The sequence below is a fragment of the Enterobacter cloacae complex sp. 385G4 genome, assembly GCF_057320665.1.
This window is the reverse complement of the sequence record NZ_JBXWDD010000009.1, coordinates 16,376-41,404: the sequence shown is the minus strand read 5'-3', so window position 1 is coordinate 41,404 and position 25,029 is coordinate 16,376. Positions and strand designations below refer to the sequence as shown.

24 protein-coding genes are annotated in these 25,029 nt (G+C 58.7%); 6 read left to right on the top strand and 18 right to left on the bottom strand.

The window, feature by feature from the left end:
• Window positions 1–60 precede the first annotated feature (60 nt).
• A complete protein-coding gene (locus AC2FAJ_RS19305; protein ID WP_028015182.1) occupies window positions 61–471 on the top strand; it encodes a CidA/LrgA family protein in 411 nt (136 codons plus the stop codon).
• Window positions 464–1,153, top strand: a complete 690-nt coding sequence (locus AC2FAJ_RS19300; protein WP_045261052.1) for an LrgB family protein — start codon at window positions 464–466, stop codon at window positions 1,151–1,153. The genes AC2FAJ_RS19305 and AC2FAJ_RS19300 overlap by 8 nt, the downstream gene beginning before the upstream one ends.
• Before the next feature lie 32 nt (window positions 1,154–1,185).
• Here AC2FAJ_RS19300 and actP read toward each other — a convergent pair whose 3' ends face one another.
• The 3 genes from actP to acs form a co-directional block, all read right to left on the bottom strand.
• Window positions 1,186–2,835, bottom strand: a complete 1,650-nt coding sequence (gene actP, locus AC2FAJ_RS19295; protein ID WP_045261053.1) for a cation/acetate symporter ActP — start codon at window positions 2,833–2,835, stop codon at window positions 1,186–1,188.
• Window positions 2,832–3,146, bottom strand: coding sequence for a DUF485 domain-containing protein (locus AC2FAJ_RS19290; RefSeq protein ID WP_028015185.1), 315 nt, complete (start codon window positions 3,144–3,146; stop codon window positions 2,832–2,834). Before AC2FAJ_RS19290 ends, actP begins: the two co-directional genes overlap by 4 nt.
• 134 nt (window positions 3,147–3,280) lie before the next feature.
• Window positions 3,281–5,239 carry an acetate--CoA ligase gene (acs, locus tag AC2FAJ_RS19285; protein WP_126327276.1) on the bottom strand — a complete coding sequence of 653 codons (1,959 nt, stop codon included), beginning with the start codon at window positions 5,237–5,239 and terminating at the stop codon, window positions 3,281–3,283.
• Between the two features lie 423 nt (window positions 5,240–5,662).
• Between acs and gltP the strand changes: the two genes are divergently transcribed.
• Window positions 5,663–6,976 carry a glutamate/aspartate:proton symporter GltP gene (gene gltP / locus AC2FAJ_RS19280; RefSeq protein WP_028015187.1) on the top strand — a complete coding sequence of 438 codons (1,314 nt, stop codon included), beginning with the start codon at window positions 5,663–5,665 and terminating at the stop codon, window positions 6,974–6,976.
• Window positions 6,977–7,056: 80 nt separating this feature from the next.
• On the opposite strand, the gene AC2FAJ_RS19275 is transcribed toward gltP, so the two are convergent.
• From AC2FAJ_RS19275 to fdhF, 3 genes are all read right to left on the bottom strand, one after another.
• The gene (locus AC2FAJ_RS19275) at window positions 7,057–7,731 is read right to left on the bottom strand and encodes a tetratricopeptide repeat protein (protein WP_028015188.1); all 675 of its coding nucleotides are present in this window, start codon (window positions 7,729–7,731) and stop codon (window positions 7,057–7,059) included.
• 121 nt (window positions 7,732–7,852) lie between these two features.
• Window positions 7,853–8,005: a Hok/Gef family protein gene (locus AC2FAJ_RS19270; RefSeq protein WP_028015189.1), complete on the bottom strand. Its 153-nt coding sequence runs from the start codon at window positions 8,003–8,005 to the stop codon at window positions 7,853–7,855.
• A 321-nt stretch (window positions 8,006–8,326) separates the two neighbouring features.
• The gene (gene fdhF / locus AC2FAJ_RS19265; RefSeq protein ID WP_447087779.1) at window positions 8,327–10,474 is read right to left on the bottom strand and encodes a formate dehydrogenase subunit alpha; all 2,148 of its coding nucleotides are present in this window, start codon (window positions 10,472–10,474) and stop codon (window positions 8,327–8,329) included.
• 257 nt (window positions 10,475–10,731) lie between these two features.
• Here fdhF and AC2FAJ_RS19260 point away from each other — a divergent pair, with 257 nt between their 5' ends.
• Complete coding sequence (locus AC2FAJ_RS19260; protein WP_041911524.1) at window positions 10,732–11,463, top strand: response regulator; 732 nt, start codon at window positions 10,732–10,734, stop codon at window positions 11,461–11,463.
• A 3-nt stretch (window positions 11,464–11,466) separates the two neighbouring features.
• Here the strand turns inward: AC2FAJ_RS19260 and lpxO are convergent, their stop codons facing one another.
• From lpxO to AC2FAJ_RS19225, 7 genes are all read right to left on the bottom strand, one after another.
• Complete coding sequence (gene lpxO / locus AC2FAJ_RS19255; RefSeq protein WP_021242939.1) at window positions 11,467–12,375, bottom strand: lipid A hydroxylase LpxO; 909 nt, start codon at window positions 12,373–12,375, stop codon at window positions 11,467–11,469.
• 143 nt (window positions 12,376–12,518) lie between these two features.
• The gene (locus AC2FAJ_RS19250; protein ID WP_485454437.1) at window positions 12,519–13,523 is read right to left on the bottom strand and encodes a carbohydrate kinase family protein; all 1,005 of its coding nucleotides are present in this window, start codon (window positions 13,521–13,523) and stop codon (window positions 12,519–12,521) included.
• Window positions 13,523–14,383: a ketose 1,6-bisphosphate aldolase gene (locus tag AC2FAJ_RS19245; RefSeq protein WP_485454436.1), complete on the bottom strand. Its 861-nt coding sequence runs from the start codon at window positions 14,381–14,383 to the stop codon at window positions 13,523–13,525. Before AC2FAJ_RS19245 ends, AC2FAJ_RS19250 begins: the two co-directional genes overlap by 1 nt.
• A gap of 10 nt (window positions 14,384–14,393) precedes the next feature.
• Window positions 14,394–15,080 (bottom strand): D-lyxose/D-mannose isomerase, encoded by a 687-nt coding sequence (locus AC2FAJ_RS19240; RefSeq protein ID WP_485454424.1) that lies wholly within the window; start codon window positions 15,078–15,080, stop codon window positions 14,394–14,396.
• Between the two features lie 49 nt (window positions 15,081–15,129).
• Complete coding sequence (locus tag AC2FAJ_RS19235; protein ID WP_485454423.1) at window positions 15,130–16,071, bottom strand: ABC transporter substrate-binding protein; 942 nt, start codon at window positions 16,069–16,071, stop codon at window positions 15,130–15,132.
• Between the two features lie 30 nt (window positions 16,072–16,101).
• Window positions 16,102–17,097, bottom strand: coding sequence for an ABC transporter permease subunit (locus AC2FAJ_RS19230; protein WP_032662554.1), 996 nt, complete (start codon window positions 17,095–17,097; stop codon window positions 16,102–16,104).
• Complete coding sequence (locus AC2FAJ_RS19225; RefSeq protein WP_028015199.1) at window positions 17,094–18,614, bottom strand: sugar ABC transporter ATP-binding protein; 1,521 nt, start codon at window positions 18,612–18,614, stop codon at window positions 17,094–17,096. Before AC2FAJ_RS19225 ends, AC2FAJ_RS19230 begins: the two co-directional genes overlap by 4 nt.
• 125 nt (window positions 18,615–18,739) lie before the next feature.
• On the opposite strand from AC2FAJ_RS19225, the gene AC2FAJ_RS19220 reads away from it, so the two are divergent.
• Entirely contained in the window at window positions 18,740–21,019 is a 2,280-nt protein-coding gene (locus AC2FAJ_RS19220) for an ATP-binding protein (protein WP_041911518.1), read from the top strand.
• Window positions 21,020–21,088: 69 nt separating this feature from the next.
• Window positions 21,089–21,412, top strand: coding sequence for a DDRRRQL repeat protein YjdP (gene yjdP / locus AC2FAJ_RS19215; RefSeq protein WP_047362632.1), 324 nt, complete (start codon window positions 21,089–21,091; stop codon window positions 21,410–21,412).
• Between the two features lie 52 nt (window positions 21,413–21,464).
• On the opposite strand, the gene phnP is transcribed toward yjdP, so the two are convergent.
• The 5 genes from phnP to phnL are packed head-to-tail and all read right to left on the bottom strand — an operon-like array spanning window position 21,465 to window position 25,021.
• Entirely contained in the window at window positions 21,465–22,223 is a 759-nt protein-coding gene (gene phnP, locus AC2FAJ_RS19210) for a phosphonate metabolism protein PhnP (RefSeq protein WP_047362633.1), read from the bottom strand.
• A 9-nt stretch (window positions 22,224–22,232) separates the two neighbouring features.
• Window positions 22,233–22,667, bottom strand: coding sequence for an aminoalkylphosphonate N-acetyltransferase (phnO, locus tag AC2FAJ_RS19205; RefSeq protein ID WP_041911516.1), 435 nt, complete (start codon window positions 22,665–22,667; stop codon window positions 22,233–22,235).
• Window positions 22,660–23,211: a ribose 1,5-bisphosphokinase gene (gene phnN / locus AC2FAJ_RS19200; protein ID WP_248113797.1), complete on the bottom strand. Its 552-nt coding sequence runs from the start codon at window positions 23,209–23,211 to the stop codon at window positions 22,660–22,662. Before phnN ends, phnO begins: the two co-directional genes overlap by 8 nt.
• A complete protein-coding gene (phnM, locus tag AC2FAJ_RS19195; RefSeq protein ID WP_041911515.1) occupies window positions 23,208–24,344 on the bottom strand; it encodes an alpha-D-ribose 1-methylphosphonate 5-triphosphate diphosphatase in 1,137 nt (378 codons plus the stop codon). The genes phnN and phnM overlap by 4 nt, the downstream gene beginning before the upstream one ends.
• The gene (phnL, locus tag AC2FAJ_RS19190; protein WP_045630766.1) at window positions 24,341–25,021 is read right to left on the bottom strand and encodes a phosphonate C-P lyase system protein PhnL; all 681 of its coding nucleotides are present in this window, start codon (window positions 25,019–25,021) and stop codon (window positions 24,341–24,343) included. Before phnL ends, phnM begins: the two co-directional genes overlap by 4 nt.
• Window positions 25,022–25,029: the final 8 nt, after the last annotated feature.

Here is a 25,029-nt window from a genome sequence, read left to right as displayed (position 1 = left end):
TCAGTCGATGACGTACGCTCACTATACTGGCGCCTCGTCTCATTTCTGAGGAAAACCCCCATGGCCGTGGCGTTAAGCCGTGTTACGCCTGCCGTTGTGCAACGACTCCAGGTCCCGGTTCAGGTACTGCTCTACGCGGGACTGTTTATTTTTGCGGAATACCTTGTCGACTGGCTGCACCTGCCTTTACCCGCCAACCTGGTGGGAATGGTGCTGATGCTGGTGCTGATCCTCTGCCGCGCGTTGCCCCTCAGCTGGGTGCGCGCCGGCGCGCGCTGGCTGCTGGCGGAGATGCTGCTGTTCTTCGTTCCGGCCGTGGTGGCGGTGGTGAACTATGCGCAGCTGCTGATGGTCGACGGCTGGCGCATCTTCGCGGTTATTGCCCTGAGCACGCTGATGGTGCTGGGTGCCACCGCCTGGGTGGTGGATAAGGTGTACCGGTTCGAAATCAGCAGGCAAAAGCATGACTAACTTTCAGATAAGCGTGCTGTGCCTGATCGTGACGGTCGCCATCTACTTTGCCAACAAACGCCTGTATCGCCGCTTTCGCACGCTGCCGCTGATGCCGCTGGTCTTCACGCCCATCCTGCTGGTGCTGATGCTGGTCTTCGGCCATATCTCCTGGCAGAACTACATTGGTGAATCCCACTGGCTGCTGTGGCTGCTCGGCCCGGCAACCATCGCTTTTGCCGTACCCGTTTATGAAAACCTGGCCATTATCAAACGCCACTGGATGTCGCTCAGCGCGGGCGTCGTCACCGCCACGGTGGTGGCGGTCTGTAGCTCCGTCTGGCTGGCGAGGCTGTTTACCCTCTCCGATGAAATTCAGCGCAGCCTGGCCGTGCGCTCGGTGACCACGCCGTTTGCGCTGGCGGCCGCCAAACCGCTCGGCGGGCAGCCGGATCTGGTGGCGCTGTTTGTGGTCGTCACCGGCGTATTCGGCATGGCGGTGGGGGATGTGCTGTTTCTGCGGCTGTCCATTCGGGAAGGGATGGCGAAAGGAGCAGGGTTTGGCGCGGCATCTCATGGGGCAGGCACGGCGCGTTCGTATGAGCTGGGTCAGCAGGAAGGGGTCGTTGCAAGCCTGGTGATGATGCTCTCGGGCGTAACGATGGTGCTGATTGCGCCGCTGGTGGCGTGGGTGATGTTTTAAGCTCCCCGGCCAGAGTAACCGGGGAGAAAGGCTTAGTGCGCGCGGCCCTGCTCAACGCCGAGGCCGGTCTGCGAGCGGATAAACTGGGCGCGGAATTTCTCACGCTCCAGGTTACCCTCCGGCGAGTTGTCGGTAGCCGAGAAGACCCAGATACCGATAAACGCCACGGCAATGGAGAACAGCGCCGGGTACTCGTACGGGAAGATAGCGCTTTCGTGACCGAGGATCTGCACCCAGATGGTCGGGCCGAGGATCATCAGAATTACCGCTGTTAGCAGGCCGAGCCAGCCGCCTATCATCGCCCCACGGGTGGTCAGTTTGGACCAGTACATGGAGAGCAGAATGATTGGGAAGTTACAGCTTGCCGCAATCGAGAAGGCCAGTCCCACCATAAAGGCGATGTTCTGCTTCTCAAACAGGATCCCCAGCAGAATAGCGACCACGCCCAGCACCAGCACGGTGATTTTGGAAACCTTCAGCTCGTCGCGCTCGCTCGCGCCTTTACGGAAGACGTTGGCGTAGAGGTCGTGCGATACCGCAGACGCGCCCGCCAGCGTCAGCCCGGCGACCACCGCAAGGATGGTGGCGAAGGCCACGGCGGAGATAAAGCCGAGGAACAGATTGCCGCCCACCGCGTCGGCCAGGTGCACCGCCGCCATGTTGTTACCGCCAATCAGCGCACCCGCCGCGTCTTTAAACGCCGGGTTCGCGCCCACCAGCATGATCGCGCCGAAGCCGATGATAAAGGTCAGGATGTAGAAGTAACCCATAAAGCCGGTGGCGTAGAAGACGCTCTTACGCGCTTCACGCGCGTCTGACACCGTGAAGAAACGCATCAGAATGTGCGGCAGGCCAGCGGTACCAAACATCAGGCCGAGACCGAGAGAGAGCGCGGAGATCGGATCTTTCACCAGCCCGCCCGGGCTCATGATCGCTTCTCCTTTCGGGTGGACAGCCATCGCTTCAGTGAACAGGTTATTGAAGCTGAAGCCGACGTGTTTCATCACCATAAAGGCCATAAAGCTCGCGCCGAACAGCAGCAGTACGGCTTTGATGATCTGCACCCAGGTGGTGGCCAGCATGCCGCCGAACAGAACGTACATCACCATCAGCACGCCCACCAGCACCACCGCGACGTGGTAGTTCAGGCCAAACAGCAGTTCGATAAGCTTGCCCGCGCCCACCATCTGGGCGATCAGATACAGCGCCACCACCACCAGCGAGCCGCAGGCGGAGAGGGTACGAATCGGCCCCTGCTTCAGGCGATAGGATGCCACGTCAGCGAAGGTGTAACGTCCCAGGTTGCGCAAGCGTTCGGCAATCAGGAACAGAATGATCGGCCAGCCGACAAGGAAGCCGAGGGAGTAGATCAGGCCGTCATAGCCGGAGGTGTACACCAGCGCGGAGATCCCGAGGAACGAGGCGGCGGACATAAAGTCACCCGCAATCGCCAGGCCGTTCTGGAAGCCGGTAATGTTGCCGCCCGCAGTGTAGTAATCGTTACGGGAGCGAACGCGTTTCGATGCCCAGTACGTAATGTACAGCGTCAGCACCACGAAAATCAGGAACATGATAATCGCCTGCCAGTTGGTTGGCTGGCGCTGTACCTCGCCGGTAATGGCATCCGCCGCGTGGGCGGCAAAGGGAAGTGTGGCGGCTAGCGCCGTCAGGACTCGCTTCATGATGCTTTTACCTCTTGCAGTACCGCTTTATTAAGACGATCGAACTCACCGTTCGCGCGCCAGACGTAGACGCCGGTCAGCACAAACGAAATCACGATCACGCCAATGCCAATGGGGATACCGCGCGTCACGCTGGTGCCCTCATGTAACGGGGTGCCCAGCCAGTGCGGCGCAAAGGCGATCAGCAGAATAAAGCCGACGTAGATAATCAGCATGATGATGGAAAGGGTGAAGGCAAACCGTTGCCGCTTATCGACGAGCTCCCTGTAGTGCGCACTATTCTCTATCTGCTGACAAATATCGTTATTCATCACAGAAATCTCCAGAGGTAAGGTTGGTTTGTTTTATCCCCTCTCCCCTATGGGGAGAGGGTTAGGGTGAGGGGAGGAAGGTGCGGTCTGATGCCCTCACCCCGGCCCTCTCCCACGGGGAGAGGGAGAAAACACTACGATGGCATTGCGATGGCCTGCTTCTCTTCGAGCAGTTTGTCCACCACGCCAGGATCGGCAAGCGTTGAGGTATCGCCGAGGTTGCTGGTATCGCCTGCCGCGATTTTGCGCAGGATACGGCGCATAATCTTGCCGGAACGGGTTTTCGGCAGCGAGTCTGTCCAGTGCAGTACGTCCGGCGTGGCAAGCGGGCCAATCTCTTTACGTACCCAGTTGCGCACCTCGGTATACAGCTCCGGCGACGGCTCTTCACCGTGGTTCAGGGTGACGTAGGCGTAGATCGCCTGGCCCTTGATGTTGTGAGGAATGCCGACCACCGCCGCTTCGGCAATCTTCGGATGCGACACCAGCGCGGACTCAATCTCTGCCGTACCCAGACGGTGGCCGGAAACGTTCAGCACGTCGTCCACGCGTCCGGTGATCCAGTAATAACCATCTTCATCCCGGCGCGCGCCGTCGCCGCTGAAGTACATGTTTTTAAAGGTCGAGAAGTAGGTCTGCTCGAAGCGCTCGTGATCGCCAAACAGCGTGCGCGCCTGGCCCGGCCAGGAGTCTGTGATCACCAGGTTACCCTCGGTGGCGCCTTCCTGCGGATTACCTTCGTTATCCACCAGCGCAGGCTGCACGCCGAAGAACGGACGGGTTGCCGAGCCGGCCTTCAGCTGCGTGGCACCCGGCATTGGGGTGATCATGAAGCCGCCGGTTTCGGTCTGCCACCAGGTGTCCATCACCGGGCACTTCTCGTTACCGATTTTCTTCCAGTACCACTCCCAGGCTTCCGGGTTGATGGGCTCGCCCACGGAGCCGAGGATGCGCAATGAGGAGCGGTCAGTGCCCTCGATGGCCTTATCACCTTCCGCCATTAACGCGCGGATCGCCGTTGGCGCGGTGTAAAGAATGTTGACCTGGTGCTTATCGACCACCTGACACATGCGCGCCGGGGTCGGCCAGTTCGGTACGCCCTCAAACATCAGCGTCGTTGCGCCGCAGGCCAGCGGGCCGTACAGCAGGTAGCTGTGTCCGGTGACCCAGCCCACGTCGGCGGTACACCAGTAGATGTCGCCCGGATGGTAGTCGAAGACGTATTTGAAGGTGGTGGCCGCATAGACCAGATAGCCGCCGGTGGTGTGCAGTACGCCTTTCGGTTTACCGGTTGAGCCGGAGGTGTAAAGGATAAACAGCGGATCTTCCGCGTTCATCTCTTCCGGCTGATGCTGGTCGCTCGCTTTTTCAATCAGGTCGCTCCACCACAGGTCGCGCCCCTCGTGCCAGTCGATCTTGCCGCCGGTACGCTTGAGGACAATGACGTTGCTGACCGTTTTGACGTTCGGGTTTTTCAGTGCTTCATCGACGTTTTTCTTCAGCGGAATACCGCGCCCGGCGCGTACGCCCTCGTCGGCGGTGATCACCAGCTTCGAGTTCGAGTCAACGATGCGCCCGGCAACCGCTTCAGGGGAGAAGCCGCCGAAGATGACGGAGTGGATCGCGCCGATACGCGCGCAAGCGAGCATAGCTACCGCCGCTTCCGGTACCATCGGCATGTAGATCGCCACCACGTCGCCTTTTTTAATCCCCTGGTCCAGCAGCACGTTAGCGAAGCGGCAGACGTCGCGGTGCAGCTCTTTATAAGAGATGTGCTTGCTCTGAGAGGCATCGTCGCCTTCCCAGATAATGGCCGTTTCGTTGCCGCGTTCGGCAAGATGGCGGTCAAGGCAGTTCGCCGCCAGGTTCAGCGTGCCGTCTTCATACCATTTAATGGAGACGTTGCCTGGCGCGAAAGAGGTATTCTTCACCTTCTGATAAGGTTTGATCCAGTCAAGGATGTGACCCTGCTCGCCCCAGAAGGCGTCCGGGTTGGTAACAGATTGCTGATATTTCTCGTGGTACTGCTCCGGGGTGATCAGGCAACGGTCCGCAATGTTTGCGGGAATGTCGTGTTTGTGTATTTGGCTCATGGCTTTTTTTCTCCTTGCAAGATGTTAATAATATGTCGCAAAAACGTTAATAGTAGGGGCTTTACAAGCTTTGTTTAGTATTTGGGCGACAGATCACGCATTGTTTGAACAGGTTGAAAATTGAGCGAATGAAACTTTGAAGGGAAATAATTCACGATGCCGATTATTCACAATTCTTTATAAAAAAGCGTTTTTATAACAAAAGGTTATTTATCAGAATTATGACAAACTCGCGTCATAACCGCTTTTGATAGTGAAATGCGTCGTTCTTTAAGGCTTGCGCAACAGGTCGTGCAAATGATACTCATACGCCGCGTTAAAAAATCCCATAAACCAACGCAACACAATTCATACCCTTTCAGTATGTCTCCATATTCATGCAGTTTTGCTGGTGCGGAGATTTCATTGAGGAAGTCAGTTTCTATGAAAAATTTGAAAGTCAGCCTGGCCTGGCAGATCCTGCTGGCCCTTGTGCTGGGCATCTTGCTGGGCAGTTATCTTCATTATCATAGCGACAGCCGCGAGTGGCTGATTGCGAACCTGCTCTCTCCGGCAGGCGATATTTTTATTCATCTGATTAAGATGATTGTTGTGCCCATTGTGATCTCGACGCTGGTGGTCGGTATCGCGGGCGTCGGCGATGCGAAGCAGTTAGGTCGCATTGGCGCGAAAACTATTCTCTATTTCGAAGTGATCACCACGGTTGCGATTATCCTCGGCATAACGCTGGCGAACGTATTCCAGCCAGGCTCCGGGATCGATATGTCGCAGCTGGCGACGGTGGATATTTCGAAATACCAAAGCACCACCGCTGACGTGCAGAGCCATTCCCATGGTCTGATGGGGACTATTCTGTCGCTGGTGCCGACCAACATCATTGCTTCCATGGCGAAAGGCGAGATGCTGCCGATCATCTTCTTCTCGGTGCTGTTTGGTCTGGGGCTCTCCTCCCTGCCGGCAACACACCGTGAGCCGCTGGTCACCGTGTTCCGCTCTATCTCCGAAACCATGTTCAAAGTGACCCACATGGTGATGCGCTACGCGCCGGTTGGGGTGTTCGCGCTTATCGCCGTGACCGTGGCGAACTTTGGTTTTGCCTCCCTGTGGCCGCTGGCGAAGCTGGTGATCCTGGTGCACTTCGCCATTCTGTTCTTCGCACTGGTGGTGCTGGGGATTGTGGCGCGCCTGTGCGGGCTGAGTATCTGGATCCTGATCCGTATCCTGAAGGATGAACTGATTCTGGCGTACTCCACCGCAAGCTCTGAGAGCGTGCTGCCGCGCATCATTGAGAAGATGGAGGCGTACGGCGCGCCAGCGTCGATAACGAGCTTCGTGGTGCCGACCGGCTACTCCTTTAACCTGGATGGCTCGACGTTGTACCAGAGTATTGCGGCGATCTTTATCGCGCAGCTGTACGGCATTGACCTGTCACTGTGGCAGGAGATCGTACTGGTTCTGACGCTGATGGTGACCTCAAAGGGCATCGCAGGCGTGCCGGGCGTCTCCTTCGTGGTGCTGCTGGCGACGCTGGGCAGCGTGGGCATTCCGCTGGAAGGCCTGGCGTTTATTGCCGGTGTGGACCGTATCCTCGACATGGCGCGTACCGCGCTGAACGTGGTGGGTAATGCGCTGGCGGTGCTGGTGATCGCCAAGTGGGAACACAAATTCGACCGTAAAAAAGCGCTGGCGTATGAACGCGAAGTGCTGGGTCGTTTTGATAAGACGGCTGACCAGTAACATCCTAAGCCCGGTGGCGCTGCGCTTACCGGGCCTACGGGTTTTGTAGGCCGGGTAAGGCGAAGCCGCCACCCGGCACGTTATTCTCCGCTCAACGCATCAAACTCCTCACACCCCGTATCAAACCCTTCGGTACAGCTCAGGTTTAGCCAGTAGAGCGCTTTCTGCTTATTCGGCGTGATAAAGCCTTTCTCACCCTGCTGGAACAGCATCCCTGCCCAGTACTCCGCATAGCCCGTACGTGACAGGGACGAGCTGCGCTTAAACCATGATGCCGCCTGTACGTCATCCTGCGGCACCTCTACACCGTTGGCATAAATCAGCCCCAGCAGCAGTTGCGCATCGACCGCCGAGTCGTTGTCGATATCTTCGGCCGCCGTTTGCAGGAGCTTGATGGCCTGAGGATAGTCGGTTTTACCCGCCTGCGTGTTCACCATAATACGCGCCAGCATAATCGTGCCGCGCTTGCTGCCGGCGATGGTGGCCTGCTGCGCCAGCGCTTTAGCCTGAGCGTAATCCCCCTGCGTAAAGAGGATCTGCGAGAGTAACCCCATGGCGTCGACATCACCGCCTTTCGCGGCTTTCTCGGCCCACAGCGCTGCCTGCTTTCTGTCACCGGAGCTGAACCAGGTATCGGCGAGATAATACTGGGCGCGGGCATCGCCGGCTTCCGCCTGCTTCTGATACTGGCTGCCTATCTCATCCGCGCGGGCGAACGACGTAAAAAATAACAACAACAGAAAAATGGCTTTCATGGATTCTTATCATCTGGGTACACGCCGCGCAGTATAATCGCGGTAGCAAAAGAAAAAAATGGGTGCATTAAGACCTCAGCATCCTACAAGCCGGGCGAAACCGTGGTTTCGCCCGTAGAGGTTAGCCTGCCACGCAGGCTAATTTCGCCGCCACCTCCTGATGTTCACTCTTTATTGAAAACTCGCACAGTCTACCGCGAGTAATAAAGGTAAATATCACTATCGTCAGGCAGATAATAAAGACGATGCCTAACGCAGTTTTTAATGGCGTCATGCCTTTTACTCCTTGTCAAAAAAAGAATAAGAGGCTACTCTCAACCTGTTGGTAGTTGAGGGGTAGCCTCGGGTGAATGAAAATTTCCCGGGGCTTTCCACTTTCTGTCCCTCAACAATGCTCAAGACAGAAAGTCTTAAGCACCCGCCACACATCTTATCCTTCTGAATTAAAATGCAAAGATGTAATTCTTTTTCGCACGAATTACATTATTTCTGCGAGCCGCTTTCCAGAATAACAATTGATATTTTTAATGTGTTAAGCGGAAATAAAAAGGGAGTGAATATCTCACTCCCTTTATTCATCGATTAATTAACGGCATCAACCCATTGCGCTTTCACGCAGCCGTGCTTTCAGCTTGTTATATTCGTCGATCACATACTGTTCCGCCGCGTGCTGATCCGCAATTGGCTCCACGTTGACGGCGCAGTATTTATACTCCGGCGTTTTGGTTATCGGGCTGAGGTTCTCCGTCACCAGCTCGTTACAGGCACCAATCCACCACTGGTAGGTCATATAGACCGCCCCTTTGTTTGGACGGTCGCTGACCTGCGCGCGGGTAATGATGCGGCCTTTGCGCGAATTCACCCACACCAGCGCTTCATCCTCAATGCCGAGGCGCTCCGCATCGGCGGTGTTGATCTGCGCGTAGCCCGGTTCGTCCGCCAGCGCCGCCAGCGCGGCGCAGTTGCCGGTCATTGAACGACAGGAGTAGTGGCCTACTTCACGCACGGTAGAGAGCACCATCGGGTATTCGTCGGTGAGTTTATCGATCGGCGCAACCCAGTCGCAGGTGAAGAACTGCGCCAGCCCGTTCGGCGTGTCAAATTTCTCTTTAAAGAGATACGACGTCCCCTGGTCAGCCTCCGACTCGTCCCGGCACGGCCACTGGATGTAGCCCAGCTCATCCATTTTTTCATAGGTTGCCCCATAAAAGTCCGGGCACAGATGCCGCAGCTCGTCCCAAATCTCCTGGGTGTTGTTGTAGTGCATCGGGTAGCCCATGCGGGTGGCGATTTCGCTGATGATCTGCCAGTCCGTTTTCAAATCCCACTTCGGCTCGACCGCCTTAAAGAAGCGCTGGAAGCCGCGGTCCGCCGCCGTATAGACGCCTTCATGCTCGCCCCAGGAGGTCGACGGGAGAATCACATCCGCCGCCGCCGCGGTTTTGGTCATGAAGATATCCTGGACAATCACCAGCTCCAGATCCTCAAAGCCTTTGCGCACCGCAGACAGCTCGGCGTCGGTCTGGAGCGGATCTTCACCCATGATGTAGGCCGCCCGCACTTCACCGTGCGCCGCGCGGTGCGGCAGCTCGCTGATGCGATAGCCGGTATGTGCCGGCAGGCTCTCCACGCCCCAGGCCTTCGCGAACTTCTCGCGGTTTTCCGGGTACTTCACGTACTGATAGCCCGGATACGTGTCCGGCAGCGCGCCCATGTCGCAGGCACCCTGGACGTTATTCTGGCCGCGAACCGGGTTAACGCCGACGTGCGCTTTGCCCAGATTCCCGGTCAGCATCGCGAGGCTGGTCAGGGAGCGCACGGTTTCCACGCCCTGGTAGAACTGGGTCACGCCCATGCCCCACAGGATGGCGGCGGTTTTCGCTCCGGCATACATCCGTGCCGCCTGGCGGATCTCCTGCGCGCTCACGCCGGTTATCGCCTCTACCGACTCCGGCGTGTAGCCTTCGACAATTTTCCGGTACTCTTCAAACCCTTCCGTACGTGTGGCGACAAACGCCTGGTCGTACAGGTTCTCTTCGATAATGACGTGCCCCATCGCATTCAACAGCGCGATATTCGAGCCGTTTTTCAGCGCAATGTGCATATCCGCAATGCGCGCGGTTTCGATTTTGCGCGGATCGCAGACGATGATTTTCGCCCCGTTCTGTTTAGCGCGAATCACGTGGTTCGCGACGATAGGGTGAGAATCCGCTGGGTTATAACCGAAGATAAACACCAGATCGGTGTTATCTATCTCGTTGATGGCATTACTCATTGCGCCGTTACCGACCGACTGGTGCAGACCTGCAACCGATGGGCCGTGTCAGACGCGAGCGCAGCAGTCGACGTTATTGGTACCAATAACGGCGCGCGCGAATTTTTGCATCACGTAGTTGGTTTCATTCCCGGTCCCGCGTGAGGAGCCGGTGGTCTGAATGGCATCCGGGCCATACTTGGCCTTAATGGCACTCAGGCGCGTGGCGACGTAATCCAGCGCCTCGTTCCAGGAGACGGCTTCCAGCTTGCCGCCGCGCTCGCGGCGGATCATAGGGTTTTTCAGGCGTGGGGTGAGGATTTGTGTATCGTTAATAAAATCCCAGCCGTAATACCCCTTCAGGCACAGCGTGCCCTGGTTGGTTTTCCCCTGAGCGGCCTCCGCCCGGACGATTTTGCCGTTATCGACCACCAGGTGGATCTTGCAACCTGAGGCACAATAAGGGCAAACCGTGACGACTTTTTTCATCAGTCTGCTCCAGTTAATCAAATCTTTCGCACCGACTAATGCAGCTTCTATGCCATGTTTTTAGTGGGGTTACTCACCGGCTTTACGGTGCATTCCCGGCGAAATCCCTGACGAAAAGCAGACAATCGTCAAAATTGACGTGTCGAATGAGCGGCGGATGTGACATGGGTTGAATTTCCGTCACGGAAAAATTCATTTCACTGGAGCCGACGGCAGAATGGTTCAGACTTAACATAATCCCCTGACGGAAGCATATGATGAAACCGGCGATTCTGGTGGTTGATGACGATATGGCAGTGTGTGAACTGCTGCAGGATGTGCTGAGCGAGCATGTCTTTAGCGTACTTGTCTGCCACAACGGCCAGGATGCGCTGCGGCAGGTCCAACAGGAGCCGGCTATCGCCCTTGTTCTGCTGGATATGATGCTGCCGGACATCAACGGCCTGCAGGTTTTGCTGCAGCTGCAAAAGCAGCGCCCGGCGCTACCGGTGATCATGTTAACCGGGCTGGGCAGTGAATCAGACGTGGTGGTGGGGCTGGAGATGGGGGCTGACGATTATATTGGCAAACCGTTTAATCCACGCGTGGTGGTGGCTCGCGTTAAGGCCGTGCTGCGTCGTACCGGAGCGCTGGCAGCCGAAGCGCCGATGCCACGTGCAGCGGGGATAACCTTCAACGACTGGACGCTGGACACCGCCCGCTGTGAGCTGATTGATCCGCAGCGTAATACCGTGCCCTTAACCCAGGGCGAGTACGGCCTGCTGCTGGCGCTCACGCAAAATGCCCGCCGGGTGCTGAGCCGCGATCGGCTGCTTGAGCTGACCCACAGCGAAAGCGCCGACGTGTTCGACCGCACGATTGACGTGCTGATCATGCGCCTGCGCCGGAAAATAGAGGCTAACCCGCATCAGCCTGCGCTCATCAAAACCATCCGCGGGTTGGGTTACGTGTTTGCCACTGACGTGAGCCGGCCCGAACAAGCGGCATAAGGCTTACGTTATTGCCGGAACAATGATGGCGGCAAAAATCGCGATGATGCACAAATACTTGAGGGCGTAATAGGCCTTACGGTTCCTTTTTTTCAGACGCTGCCCCCGTTCGCGGCCCGCATGAACGTATTTAAAAATGCGGTTAATGCCGCCGGTGCTGTCATTCTCGTCATTCGGTGACCTGGCCGCAGACATCAGCGTGGTTCCCACCCAATGGTTAACCGCCTGCGCCCAGCGCCATTTCATCGGACGCTCGATATCGCAGAAGAGAATAATGCGCGTTTGATCCGATTTATTTTCTGCCCAGTGGACGTAGGTCTCATCAAAAATAACGGCTTCACCATCCCGCCAGCTGTGGCGCTGCCCGTCGACTTCAATAAAGCAGCGATCGTCATTCGGGGTGAATAAGCCCAGATGGTAACGAACCGAGCCCGCATACGGATCCCGGTGCTTGCCAAGCTTTGCACCCGCCGGCAGCTCGGCAAACATGGCCGCCTTCACCGAAGGGATTTCACTCACCAGCCGGGTCGTCACCGGGCATAAAGACTGCGCGGAGGGATGGGCATCGGCATACCACTTCAGATAAAAACGTTTCCAGCCGCGTTTAAAAAAGGTGTTAAAGCCGGCGTCGTTATTATTTTCCGCTGCCTTAATATGATGCTGCAAACGCAGCGCCTCTTCGCGAATAACCAGCCAGTTTTCCGTCAGCTTATTTAATTCCGGGAAGCGCTCTGTTTCAAAGAAAGGCTGCCTGGCGGGCAGGGAAGAAAACGCCGTCATAAACATATTGATGGGCGCCATAAACGTCGAATGGTCGAAGAGCTGACGGGAAAGCGTCTGTTTTTCTTTGCCGCGGGAATGCGCATAAATAACGCTGATAATGAAAATACCGATGATGATGACTGCGAACATTTTTCCCTTGTCCTCTTTCTATCTCATTTCGGAAAAGCGTGCGGACAGAGTGCTGCCCACGCCGAATATGCCAGATGGAGAGAGTGTAGTTCGGGAATATAAAATTCATAGAACTGTAATGAAAAATCGCAATTATTGTTAAATTAAATACTCTCGCGAATAAACGCCTGCAGCTCGGCCAGCGTTTTTGCGCCGTCAATCGCATTGGCGGCCAGCAGGCTTGCCCGCGCGCAGGCGTGCGCCAGATAAATACTTTCTGTCAGCGGCAGCGATTCATGGCAGCCGTATAAAAAGCCCGCGCAAAAGGCATCGCCCGCGCCGACGCTGCCGATAATCTCTTCCTGCTCCAGCATCCATGACGGGATCCAGCGACCCGCTTCACCGCGAGCTTCTCCCCATGCGCCTTCCGGACAGTGGATCACCACCCGCTGGCGTACGCCGGCCGCTAGCAGCTGCGCCGCGGCGTCCGCGATATGGGCAATGTGCGGGGCATCGTTTTCGTCACGCATTGTCAGGCCGCTAAACTCACCGGCCTCCAGCTCGTTAATTACCAGATAGTCGAGATGGCGAAGGGCAGGGAGCACCAGCGGCTGATAGCGCGGGTCGCCCTTGCGGGAAACCAGATCGAGCGAGGTTTCATACCCCTGGTCACGCATCTGCGCCAGCAGTCGCGCGCTGCGGGTGCCAAATTCGTCATCGGGCATATCCAGGCTGTCGAGCAGCAGGAGATAGCCGAGATGGAAGATCTTCATCGATCCGTCTAAGCGATCGAAGGCGGGAAGATCCAGCAGGCGGTTGGCTCCGGGCGAGTGGAAAAAGGTGCGCTGTCCGCTGGGATCGGTCATCACCTGCGACATGGAGGTTGGCGCAAAGGTGGTGCGCTGTAAGCGCTGGCGGTTGACGTGGTACTGGTCGAGCATTGCCAGAATGTAGTCCCCGTCGCCGTCTTCGCCAATCAGCCCCACCGCCTGCAGCGGCAGGCCAACGTGCATTTTTGCCAGCGTCAGCAGGACGTTGAGCGGCGCGCCGCCGGTTGAGCGTTCGCTGTGGGTGATTTCCGCCAGCCAGCCGCGCTCCGGCCACTGCACGATCTGGTGGACGTGGTCCACCAGCATATTGCCTGCGGCGATGATACCTTTGCGTTCCATCATGCCTGCCCCGCGCTGCCGAAGATGCGCATCTGTTCGGCGACCGTATCGGTAATCACTTCTTCAATGCCGAGCAGCAGTTCGGCAAACTCGTCGTACAGCGGCTGGCGGTTCGCCATGCGCTGCTCCACGGCGGCGAGCGCGGCCTGCGACATGCCGGTATAGAAATTGATTTTATGAATGCCCAGCTCGATGGCGCGGCGGAAGTCGGCATCGCTAATCCCGGAGCCGCCGTGTAAAACCAGCGGCAGTCCCGTCTGCTGACGAATGGCCTCCAGGCGCGGGAAATCGAGCTTCGGCTCGCCTTTATACTTGCCGTGCGCGTTGCCGATGGCGACCGCCAGCGCGTCGATGCCGGTCTTATCGACAAACTCCCGCGCCAGCTGCGGGTCGGTAAAGAACGCTTCATCCGCATGTCCGTACAGCGCGCCGCCTTCATCCCCGCCGACCGCGCCCAGCTCCGCCTCCACCGAGACGCCCACCGCGTGGCACATCTTCACCACTTCCCGGGTCTGACGAATGTTCTCCTCGTAGCTCAGCGTCGAGCCGTCGAACATCACCGAGCTAAACCCCAGGCGCAGGGCGCGCACGACGGCCTCGAAATGCAGACCGTGGTCGAGATTCAGCACCACGGGAATATCGTGGCGGGCGGCTTCGAACTTAACCGCTTCGACCAGCGAATCCAGGGACACATACTTAAAGTGCACTTCGGCGATGTTGATGATAAACGGCGAGCGTTCCTGCTTTGCGGCGGCAAACAGCGCGCGCAGGAAATGGGAGTCGAGCACGTTGAACGCGCCCAGCGCGTAGCGGTGTTTCCTGGCGTGCTCAAGACCGTCGGCAAGAGAAATCAGTGGCATCATTCACTCCTTATCTCCGAAACAGGTTGTACTCGTTGCACAGCACCAGCACCGCCGGTTCGTCTTCTTCGATGTTGTTATAGCGGGCAACGGGCTGCAAAAAGTGGTTGTCGTGCTCGTCGTCATTCACCGACGACACTTCGCCCACCAGCACGTCGCCAAAGCCGCGTTCGCCCCAGAAGCTGTGATACAGACCGGGCGTGAGACAGATGCTTTCCCCTGGTGTGAGGCGCAGCTGGCTGCCGGGAGCATGGGTTTGCCGACAGCCGTCAATCGTGACGGTCACGTCGGTGTTTTCGGTCTCTTCATGCGCCCCGGCATTCCATAACTCAATAATCAGGTTCCCGCCGCCCCGGTTAATGATGTCTTCCCGCTTGCGCCAGTGAAAATGCATCGGCGTCACCTGGCCGTCGCGCACGTGCATGATTTTTTCGGCGTAGCACTTCTCATAGGGCACGCCGTTGGGGGAGCCGTTGCGCAGGGTAAACAGGGTCAGACCCTGCGCGGCAAAGCTGTTGCCGCCGAAAGCGGTCACGTCCCAGCCGAGCTTGAGGTCAAACACTTCCTGCCATGCGGCCCGATCAAGCTGCTGCCATTTTGTGGGTGGAAAGCTGGCAAACGGCGGGAGATGCACGTCGTGCATGGAAAAGAACTGCCGCGTGTGGCCGAGGATTTTGTTAATGTCGGAGCGTTTCATGGGGACTCCTTGAAAACAGTTCCCTCTCCCTGTGGGAGAGGGAAAAGGATCATTTAACCGTCCACCCCTTATACGTGCCGACGTTCTTTTTATCGATCATCGTCACCGGGATCAGCACAGGCTCTTTCGGCGCGGGTTTACCCTGAAGAATGTCATAGCCGATCTCCACCGCTTTTGCCGCCATGACCTGCGGATCCTGCGCCGGGGTTGCGACAAACAGGGAGTTTTCGCGCTTCAGCGCTTCCTCACCGTCCGGCGAACCATCCACGCCAACGATAAAGAACTCGTTGCGCTGCGCCTGCTTCGCGGCCAGATCGGCACCGATCGCGGTCGGATCGTTAATCGCAAACACGCCGTCGATCTTCGGATTGGCCGCCAGCAGGGAGGTCATGACTTCCAGACCGCCTTCACGACTGCCTTTGGCATTCTGGTTGTCCGAGAGCACCTTGATATCCGGATGTTTTTTGAACTCCGTCTGGCAACCTTCCACGCGGTTTTGCACCGCTGAGACCGGCGGTCCGTTGATGATTACCACGTTGCCTTTGCCTTTCAGGCGGTCGGTAATGTACTTACAGGCCATCTCACCCGCCTGGGTGTTATCGGAGGTGATGGTCGCATCAGCCCCTTCCGCCGCGACGTCAACCGCCACGACCACGATCCCGGCGTCCTTCGCGCGCTTCACCGCCGGGCCGATCCCTTTGGAATCCGCAGCGTTGAGGATGATCATGTCCACCTTCGCGGCGATGAAGTTATCGATCTGCGACACCTGCTGGCCCAGATCGTACCCGCTGGAAACCAGCGTCACCTTGACGTTATCGCCAGCCAGCTTGCGTGCTTCCAGCTCGGCACCTTTGGTGATCTGCACGAAGAACGGGTTAGCCAGGTCGCCCACCGTCACGCCGATGGACTTCAGATCTTTTGCCTGCGCAAACGGCGTTGCGGCCAGCAGGGCGCCAGCACAGAGCGCGGTCACTAAGGGTTTCAAACGCATCTTGTCTTCCTCGCTTGTAGGGTATTGTTGTTATGCACTTTGATGGTGTCGGGTACGGTATTTGTCGATCAGCACCGCTATGATGATCACCGCCCCTTTGATCACCAGCTGCCAGAAGTAGGAGACGCCCATCAGCGTCATGCCGTTGTTGAGGGTGGCGATGATCAGCGCCCCCACCAGCGTGCCGGTGATCGTGCCGATCCCGCCGACGAAGCTGGTGCCGCCGAGGATCACCGCCGCAATCGCATCCAACTCGTAACCCGTGCCGAGGTTGCCGTTGGCGCTGTAGAGGCGCGAGGCGCTCATCACCCCGCCGAGGCCGGAGAGCAGGCCGCTCATGCCGTAGACAAAAAGCAGCACCAGCCAGACTTTGATGCCGGTTAAGCGCGCCGCCTGCATGTTGCCGCCGACCGCGTAGATATGAACGCCGAGCGTGGTGCGGCGCAGGATGAACCAGCAGATAGCGATGACCGCCAGGGCAATGACTACGAGCCACGGAATCGGGCCGAGGTAGTTATTGCCGATCCACTCGAAGCTGATGTTGGAGTTAATCACCGTGGTGCCGTCCGCCAGCAGATACGCCGCGCCTCGCAGCGCCGTATAGGTGCCGAGCGTGACGATAAACGGCGGCAGCCCGGCGAAGGCCACCAGCGCGCCGTTGAACAGCCCCAGCACCATGCCGAGCATCAGCGCCGCCGGAATGGAGAGCATCGCGAATTCAGGAATAAGCGAGACCACCATCGCCGCCACCGCCGTGGTGCCGAGAATCGAGCCCACGGAGAGGTCAATCCCGCCGGTCAGAATGATGAAGGTCATTCCCGCCGCCAGCACGATGTTGATCGACGCCTGACGGGTAATGTTGAGCAGGTTACTTTCGGTAAAGAAGTTCGGGGCGATAAAGCCAAACACCGCCACAATCAGGATTAAAATCGGCAAAATGCCGACCGTTTGCATCAGATCGCTCATCAGCATTTTTTTGGCGGAGGCGGATTTCGCCACCTGCTGCGGATGGGTTGGAGTTGTCATGATTGCACCGCCTGATGATGTGTGTCGTTCACGCCGGTTGCCAGCGTCATAATATTTTCCTGAGAGATGTCGCGCCCGTGCAGTTCACCCGCAATGCTGCCTTCCCGCATTACGTACACCCGGTCGCTCATGCCTACCACTTCCGGCAGCTCGCTGGAGATCATCAGAATCGCCACCCCCTTGCGCGCCATCTGGTTCATGATGCGGTAGATCTCGCTTTTGGCACCGACGTCCACCCCGCGCGTGGGTTCGTCGAGAATCAGAATGCGCGGGCCAATCGCCACCCAGCGGGAGATCAGCAGCTTTTGCTGGTTGCCGCCGGAGAGCCCGCCCGCGCGCACCTGAGAATGGGGCACGCGGATGTTAAGCAGGGCGATAGCATCATCGGAAATGGACTGGGCTTTTTTGCGGTTAAGCATGCCGAAGGTGGCGTCGCGCTCCAGCGTCGCCATGGTGATGTTCTCCTGCGCCGCCAGCTCCAGAAACAGCCCCTGCTCCTTGCGGTTCTCGGTGAGAAAACCAATCCCGTTTTCAATGGCCGCGCGCGGGGAGTGGATCACCACCGGCTCGCCGTCCACCTCAATCATCCCGCCGGTGGCCTTGCGCACGCCGAAAATCAACTGCGCCAGCTCGGAGCGTCCGGCCCCGACCAGCCCCGCCAGCCCGACGATTTCACCGGAGCGCACCTGCAGGCTGCATGGCTGCACTTTTTTACCGTCGGTGAGGTGGTGCACGTTGAGACGCGGGCTGCCGAGAGGGATATCGCGCTCTTTGTTGAACAGATCGCTGAGCGGGCGGCCCACCATCATTTTTACCAGCTCGGAGGCGTTGAGCTTGTCACGCGTCAGGCTGCCGACGTACTGCCCGTCGCGCAGAACGCTCACGCGGTCAGAGAGTTCATACACTTCCGCCATGCGGTGGCTGATATAGATGATCGCCATCCCTTCATCGCGCAGGCGCAAAATCAGTTCGAACAGGCGGTGGGTTTCGCGGGAGGAGAGGGCGGCGGTGGGTTCGTCCATCACCAGGATGCGGCTGTTGCGGTGCAGCGCGCGGGCGATTTCCACCTGCTGCTGCTCGGCGATGGTCAGCTTCATCACCAGGTCGGTGGCGCTGAACTGCGCGCCGAGACGGTCAATCACCGCCTGCGCCTGGGCGGCCATCTCCTTGCGCTGCACCAGCCCGCCGCGCGACAACTCGCTGCCGAGGAAGATATTTTCCGCGACGGTCAGATTGGGGGCGAGCTGCATCTCCTGGTAAATCAGGGTAATGCCTGCGGCCAGCGCGTCCTTCGGCCCTTTGATGTGAAACGGCTGGCCGTCGATCAGGATCTCGCCGCCGGTGGCGGTATAGGCCCCCGCGAGGATCTTCATCAGCGTGCTTTTTCCCGCGCCGTTTTCCCCCATCAGCGCGTGGATCTCACCGGGGAAGACCGTCAAATCCACGCCCTTGAGCGCGTGGAAATTGCCAAAGGTTTTGGCAATGTGGCGCATCTCTAAAACCGGGGTTCTGCTCATGGCGGATCTCCTGTGAATGTCGATATCTGCACTTCATCACAGGTGCGTAAATGCAAAATGTCAGAAGCTGTTCATATTTGTCATAGTTATGAATAGCGAATGTGGATCACAGTTACGGAGTCAACATGTCTTCACGCCCCCCGTTCTTCTCCAGCGCCCGCGGTCGCCTGCTGATATTTAACCTGCTGGTGGTCGCCGTCACGCTGATGGTGAGCGGCGTGGCGGTGCTCGGCTTTCGTCATGCCAGCCAGATCCAGGAGCAGGTCCAACAGCAAACGCTGGACGACATGACCGGGAGCATGAACCTCGCGCGCGACACGGCCAACGTGGCAACGGCGGCGGTGCGGCTTTCGCAGGTGGTAGGGGCGCTGGAGTACAAAGGCGAGGCCGAGCGGCTGAAGCAGATGCAAACGGCGCTGCGCCGCTCGCTGGAACAGCTGGCGGATGCCCCGCTGGCGCAGCAGGAGCCGGCGCTGGTGGCGCGGATTATTCGCAGAAGCAATGAATTACAGCAAAGCGTAACGGGGATGTTGGAGCGCGGGCAAAAGCGGCATCTTGAGCGTAACGCGCTGCTGAGCTCGCTCTATCAAAGCCAGAGCTATTTACGCCATCTTCAGGACATCAACCGTCGCTTCGGCAGCAACGTGCCGGACGCGCGGCAGCTGATGGAGATGGATCGGCTGATCGCGGCCGCGATTGATACACCTTCGCCGCGTGCTACCGTTCAGCAGCTGGACGCCGTGACCGCCACGCTGCCCCGAAGCGCCATACAGCCGGTCGTGGAGGGCGTTCTGCCCGATTTTAACGCCGAGCTGCGCAAGCTTGCCCCGCTGTCGAAGCAGCTGGAGGAGAGCGATCTGTCCATCAGCTGGTATATGTTCCACATTAAGGCGCTGGTGGCGATCCTTAATAGCGATATTAATCAGTACGTTGAGCAGGTGGCGCAGGCTTCCCGGCTTCGCACGGCCCAGAGCCATCACGAGTTGCAATCCATCAGCGTGTTTATCAGCATCTTCGCCGTGCTGGCGCTGATCATCACCGGCTGCGCCTGCTGGTATATCTACCGCAATCTGGGCTCCAACCTGACGGCCATCTCCCGGGCGATGTCGCGACTTGCCCACGGTGAACAGGATGTTTCTGTTCCTGCGCTGCAGCGGCGCGACGAGCTGGGCGAGCTGGCGCGCGCGTTTAACGTTTTTGCCCGCAACACCGCCTCGCTTGAGCACACCACACGTCTGCTGAAAGAGAAAACCACGCAGATGGAGATCGACCGCATCGAGCGTCAGGGGCTGGAAGAGGCGCTGCTGCACAGCCAGAAGATGAAGGCCGTCGGACAGCTGACCGGCGGGCTGGCGCATGATTTTAACAACCTGCTGGCGGTAATTATCGGCAGCCTTGAGCTGACAGACCCCGAATCAAACGACGCGCCGCGCATTACCCGTGCGCTGAAGGCAGCCGAACGCGGCGCGCTGCTGACCCAGCGGCTGCTGGCGTTTTCCCGCAAACAGTCCCTGACGCCGCATGCAGTAGAGATGCTGCCCCTGCTGGAAAACCTTCGGGAACTGATGCGCCACTCGCTGCCCGCCACGCTTACCCTGGAGATTGAAGCGCAAACCCCGGCATGGCCCGCGTGGATTGACGTCAGCCAGCTGGAAAACGCCATTATCAACCTGGTGATGAACGCCCGGGATGCGATGGAAGGCCAGAGCGGGGCGATCAAAATTCGCACCTGGAACCAGCGCGTGACCCGCAGCGACGGACGCAGGCAGGATATGGTAGCGCTGGAGGTCATCGATCGCGGCAGCGGGATGTCGCAGGAGGTGAAATCCCGGGTTTTTGAACCGTTCTTCACCACCAAGCAGACCGGAAGCGGAAGCGGGCTGGGCCTGTCGATGGTGTACGGTTTTGTGCGTCAGTCCGGGGGGCGGGTAGAGATCGAAAGCGCGCCGGGACAAGGAACGACCGTGCGGCTCCACCTCCCGCGCTCGACGCTGCCCGCCGTTTCGGAGGATGAAGCGCTGGCTGCCACAACGTCCGTGGATAACGAGCGGCTTGTACTGGTGCTGGAAGATGAGGCGGACGTTCGCCAGACCCTGTGCGAACAGCTGCATCAGCTTGGCTACCTGACGCTCGAAGCGGACAGCGGCGAACAGGCCCTGAACATGCTGGCGGCGTCGCCGGATATTGGCATGTTTATCAGCGATCTGATGCTGCCCGGAAGCCTGAGCGGAGCCGAGGTGATTAACCATGTGCGCAGCCATTATCCGCAGCTTCCGGTGCTGCTGATCAGCGGGCAGGATTTGCGCCCGGCGCATAACCCGCAACTGCCGGACGTTCCGTTACTGCGTAAGCCGTTTACCCGCCAGCAGCTGGCGCAGGCGCTGCGGAAGGTGATGGTAATTTGAGAATCCTCCGCTACCCCGGTTCCCAGCCATTCATTACCGTAAGGCCAGTTCACCTGCGAGTCTGGCCTTATGAAACGTTACTCTACCGCTCTGTTATTTGGTCTGCTGTCACTCACAAGCCAACTGGCGCATGCCGATGTGATTGATGACGCCATTGGCAACATTCAGCAGGCGATCAACGATGCCTACAACCCCAGCAGCAGCCGTAATGACGATGACGACGATCGTTACGACCGCAGCCGTCAAATCGACAGCCGACAGTACGACGATCGTCGTCGGCAGCTCGAAGACAGACGCCGCCGCTTAGACGAGCGTCAGCGTCAGCTGGACGACGACAGGCGTCGGTTAGAAGAGGACGAGCGCAGGTTGGAAGACGATTACGATCGCGGCTAAGTGCGGCCTGTTGCCCTCACCCCAACCCTCTCCCACGGGAGAGGGAGAAAACCTAATCCAGCACCAGTACCATCCCGTCATATCCCGCTTCAATGCCGTCCGGCAGCGGGTTATCCATCATCCATGCGTCAAACTGATGGCTAATGTGCGTCAGGATCACCTGCGGACAGCCAATCACCTCGTTCAGGGCCATCACCGTATTTAAATCACTGTGGTTGCGCGGTGTCTCCGGACGCGGTTCATGGCTGCAGTCGATGATTATCGCCTGTGGCTGATTGTTGAGCAGAAACCTCACCGTTTTATCCGGCAGCCCGGCGGTATCAGAAAGCCACGCCACGCGGCTATGGGCCGATTCCAGCAGATACCCGAAGGTCAGTTTTGAATGGTTGAGCGGCAGCGGCGTGACCCGCAGTCCCTGCAGCTCAAACATCACGAACGGCTCGACCGTGTGGCTGAAATCCAGAATGCCGGGATGTTTAAACAGGTCGTCACAGCCCGCTTCATCCGGCGGGCCGTAGACCGGGATGGTTGCGCCCACGCCCCAGCGCAGGGGGAACAGCCCCTGGACGTGATCCATATGATAGTGCGTGAGCAAAAACTGCTGGAAGCTTCCCGCCGGCCAGTCGTCCATCAGGTGCGGAATGCCCGCATCCAGCAGGGTGACTGCATCGTTGAATTTGACCACCGCGCTACAGGGGCGACGGCGATAGTTGTCCTGCAAACGCGCCCTGCGACACGCCGCGCAGTCGCAGCCAAAGACCGGGACCAGCTGGGCGCTTCCGGTTCCCGTTAACGTGATGGTCAGACTCATAACGCACCTCTACAGCGGTTTGGTGAAGCGAAAATGGCTCTGCGTATATCCCTCACGAACGTAAAAGCGGTGGGCGTCCGTGCGCTTCACGCTGGTGGAGAGCTCCGTTAGCTCGGCACCGGCCTGCCTCGCAACGTCTTCTGCCCATGCCAGTAACTGGCTGCCAATCTTTAACCCGCGCGCCTGCGGCATCACCACAAGTTCCTGGATCTCGCCGATCCAGCGGGCGTGATGGAGGTGAAACTGCATGTGCAGGCCGATCATGCCGACAGCTTTTCCGTCCAGCTCGGCAAGCTGGTAGCGCATGTTGTGATCCTGCAGATTGGCCAGAAATCCGGCGTGAAACGCCTGATGGTCAAATTCACACTGCTTAAGCTCGCAGATCAGAGCGTAAACGATTTGCGCGTCGTCGGCGGTGGCGGGGCGAAGCTGGCAGTCAGGCATGCTGTCTCTCCTTCTGGCGAATAAGCGATAAAAAGGTCTCGACTGACTGTAGCAAACTTCCGTCGTTATTGAGGACGTGACAGCCCGACGGAGTGTAGCGCGCCGCACGTTCCAGCCGCTGGTCGATCTCACGCGCATTTTCGCGCCCCCGGCTTTGCAGGCGGCTGCGCAGAATATCCGGAGAAACCTGCAAACAGACCGGCAGCAGCGCCGCTTCGTACCGGGCTTTGGCCTGCGGCAGATGCGCGCGCGAGCCGTTAACCAGCACGTCGAAGCCCGCGTGCAGCCAGAGGTCGATCTCGATGCCGACGCCGTAATAAAAGCCGTTCGCGTGCCAGCTCAGCGCCAGCAGATTTTGCCCGGCGCGGGTAAAAAACTCCTGCTCGCTCAGGGCGATATGGTTTTCACTGCCAGCGTTCGCCGCGCGGGTAATGTAGCGGTGCGCCACCAGCAGCTGTGAATGTTCCCGCTGCCGTAACACCGACAGCAGGCTGTCTTTTCCCGAGCCGGACGGGCCCATTAACCAGATGAGTCTTCCCATCAGAACACCCTTTTTCCCTGACGCCAGACGTGGTCGATATGAACGTGCTCGCCCTTGCGGTGCGCCAGCACCAGGTCTGCCCGTTTGCCTTCGGCAATCTCACCGCGGTCGTGAAGGTTGAGCGCGCTGGCCGGGTTTTTCGTCACCAGTCGAATCGCCTGCGGCAGCGTAAAGCGGTTGTCCTCGTCGTCTGCAACGCGGAAGGCCGCGTCCAGCAGGCTGGCGGGGTAGTAGTCAGACGAGAGGATATCCAGCAGGCCGAGGGAAGCGAGTTTGCTTGCCGCCACGTTGCCGGAGTGCGATCCGCCGCGCACGATGTTCGGCGCGCCCATCAGCACGTTCATGCCGTGTTTGCGCGATGCCTCTGCCGCCTCGAACGTGGTGGGAAATTCGGCGATCACGCTGCCAAGCTGGTGGGATTCGCGCACGTGATCGTGAGTGGCATCGTCATGGCTGGCCAGCGCAATGTTGCGGTCCCGACACATCGCGGCAATGGAGAGACGGTTCGGCTGCGACCATTGTGCCGCAAGCGCCAGTTGCTCTTCTTCATAGCGCGCCATCTCCGCATCGCTGAGTGAATACTTGCCCTGATAGTATTCACGGTACTTTTCAATGTTGGCGAACTGGCGCTGTCCCGGGGAGTGATCCATCAGGGAGACCAGCGAGACCGGCTCGCGCCCGACCAGCTTTTCAAACAGCGGCAGGGTGGTGTGGTGCGGCAGCTCGCAGCGCAGGTGCAGGCGGTGCTCGGCGCGGTTGAGGCCGCGCTTTTGCGTCTCCTCCACGGCGTTGATCATCTTTTCCAGATTTTCCAGACGATCGCCGCCGTCGCGCACGTCGCCGATCGCCACCGCGTCCAGCACCGTGGTAATGCCGCTGGCGACCATCAGCGCGTCGTGGCTGCTCATTGCCGAATGGGCGGGCCAGTCCACCTTCGGGCGTGGGGTGAAGAATTTATCCAGATTATCGGTATGCAGCTCAATCAGCCCCGGCAGCAGCCAACCGCCGTCGCCGTCCATCGCTTCTGGAGAACGGCTTTGGGTTTCGGCAAAGGCGCGGATGACGCCGTCCTGGATTTCAACCGAACCCTTCACGACCTCATTTTCCAGCACCAGCCTGACATTATTGATAATCATGCGTTTGTCCCCATCGGGTGCAGCCTGTCCGCCACGCGGGTGCGGACGGCGTCGTCGTGGAAGATCCCGACGATCGCCGCCCCGCGCGCTTTGGCCTGTTCGATCAGCGCTATCACCGCTGCGCTGTTTTTAGCGTCGAGCGAGGCGGTGGGTTCATCCAGCAGTAAAATCGGATAGTCGACGATAAACCCGCGCGCGATATTCACGCGCTGCTGCTCGCCGCCGGAAAAGGTCGACGGGGCGAGGTGCCACAGGCGCTCCGGCACGTTGAGGCGCGTCAGCAGGCTGGCGGCCCTGGCGGCGCAGGTTTCGCGCGGCACGCCGAGATCCAGCAGGGGTTGCATCACCACGTCCAGGGCGGAGATCCGCGGGATCACCCGCAGGAACTGACTAACCCAGCCGATCGTTGAGCGGCGCACTTCCAGCACCTTGCGCGCCGGGGCCTGAACCAGATCGACCCACTCTTCGTTATGGCGAATATGGATGTGGCCTTCGTCCGGTAAATAGTTGGCGTACAGGGAGCGCAGCAGGGTCGATTTACCGCTGCCGGAGTGGCCGTGCAGCACCACGCATTCACCCTGACTCACCTCTAGCGAGGCGTTTTGCAGCACCGGCAGGCGCACGCCATTTTGCTGGTGGAGCACAAAGGTCTTACTGACATTTTCAACGTGGATCATGTTGGCCT

Excerpts from the sequence above, each read along its gene's own strand:
- phnP (WP_047362633.1), bottom strand. The coding sequence starts at position 22,223 with ATGAGTCTGACCATCACGTTAACGGGAACCGGAAGCGCCCAGCTGGTC.
- phnL (WP_045630766.1), bottom strand. The coding sequence starts at position 25,021 with ATGATCCACGTTGAAAATGTCAGTAAGACCTTTGTGCTCCACCAGCAA.
- AC2FAJ_RS19250 (WP_485454437.1), bottom strand. The coding sequence starts at position 13,523 with ATGGAACGCAAAGGTATCATCGCCGCAGGCAATATGCTGGTGGACCAC.
- AC2FAJ_RS19230 (WP_032662554.1), bottom strand. The coding sequence starts at position 17,097 with ATGACAACTCCAACCCATCCGCAGCAGGTGGCGAAATCCGCCTCCGCC.
- AC2FAJ_RS19270 (WP_028015189.1), bottom strand. The coding sequence starts at position 8,005 with ATGACGCCATTAAAAACTGCGTTAGGCATCGTCTTTATTATCTGCCTG.
- AC2FAJ_RS19275 (WP_028015188.1), bottom strand. The coding sequence starts at position 7,731 with ATGAAAGCCATTTTTCTGTTGTTGTTATTTTTTACGTCGTTCGCCCGC.
- AC2FAJ_RS19245 (WP_485454436.1), bottom strand. The coding sequence starts at position 14,383 with ATGCCACTGATTTCTCTTGCCGACGGTCTTGAGCACGCCAGGAAACAC.
- AC2FAJ_RS19225 (WP_028015199.1), bottom strand. The coding sequence starts at position 18,614 with ATGAGCAGAACCCCGGTTTTAGAGATGCGCCACATTGCCAAAACCTTT.
- actP (WP_045261053.1), bottom strand. The coding sequence starts at position 2,835 with ATGAAGCGAGTCCTGACGGCGCTAGCCGCCACACTTCCCTTTGCCGCC.
- AC2FAJ_RS19220 (WP_041911518.1), top strand. The coding sequence starts at position 18,740 with ATGTCTTCACGCCCCCCGTTCTTCTCCAGCGCCCGCGGTCGCCTGCTG.
- phnO (WP_041911516.1), bottom strand. The coding sequence starts at position 22,667 with ATGCCTGACTGCCAGCTTCGCCCCGCCACCGCCGACGACGCGCAAATC.
- acs (WP_126327276.1), bottom strand. The coding sequence starts at position 5,239 with ATGAGCCAAATACACAAACACGACATTCCCGCAAACATTGCGGACCGT.
- phnM (WP_041911515.1), bottom strand. The coding sequence starts at position 24,344 with ATGATTATCAATAATGTCAGGCTGGTGCTGGAAAATGAGGTCGTGAAG.
- AC2FAJ_RS19240 (WP_485454424.1), bottom strand. The coding sequence starts at position 15,080 with ATGAAACGCTCCGACATTAACAAAATCCTCGGCCACACGCGGCAGTTC.
- lpxO (WP_021242939.1), bottom strand. The coding sequence starts at position 12,375 with ATGTTCGCAGTCATCATCATCGGTATTTTCATTATCAGCGTTATTTAT.
- AC2FAJ_RS19300 (WP_045261052.1), top strand. The coding sequence starts at position 464 with ATGACTAACTTTCAGATAAGCGTGCTGTGCCTGATCGTGACGGTCGCC.
- AC2FAJ_RS19305 (WP_028015182.1), top strand. The coding sequence starts at position 61 with ATGGCCGTGGCGTTAAGCCGTGTTACGCCTGCCGTTGTGCAACGACTC.
- AC2FAJ_RS19235 (WP_485454423.1), bottom strand. The coding sequence starts at position 16,071 with ATGCGTTTGAAACCCTTAGTGACCGCGCTCTGTGCTGGCGCCCTGCTG.
- yjdP (WP_047362632.1), top strand. The coding sequence starts at position 21,089 with ATGAAACGTTACTCTACCGCTCTGTTATTTGGTCTGCTGTCACTCACA.
- AC2FAJ_RS19260 (WP_041911524.1), top strand. The coding sequence starts at position 10,732 with ATGAAACCGGCGATTCTGGTGGTTGATGACGATATGGCAGTGTGTGAA.
- AC2FAJ_RS19290 (WP_028015185.1), bottom strand. The coding sequence starts at position 3,146 with ATGAATAACGATATTTGTCAGCAGATAGAGAATAGTGCGCACTACAGG.
- gltP (WP_028015187.1), top strand. The coding sequence starts at position 5,663 with ATGAAAAATTTGAAAGTCAGCCTGGCCTGGCAGATCCTGCTGGCCCTT.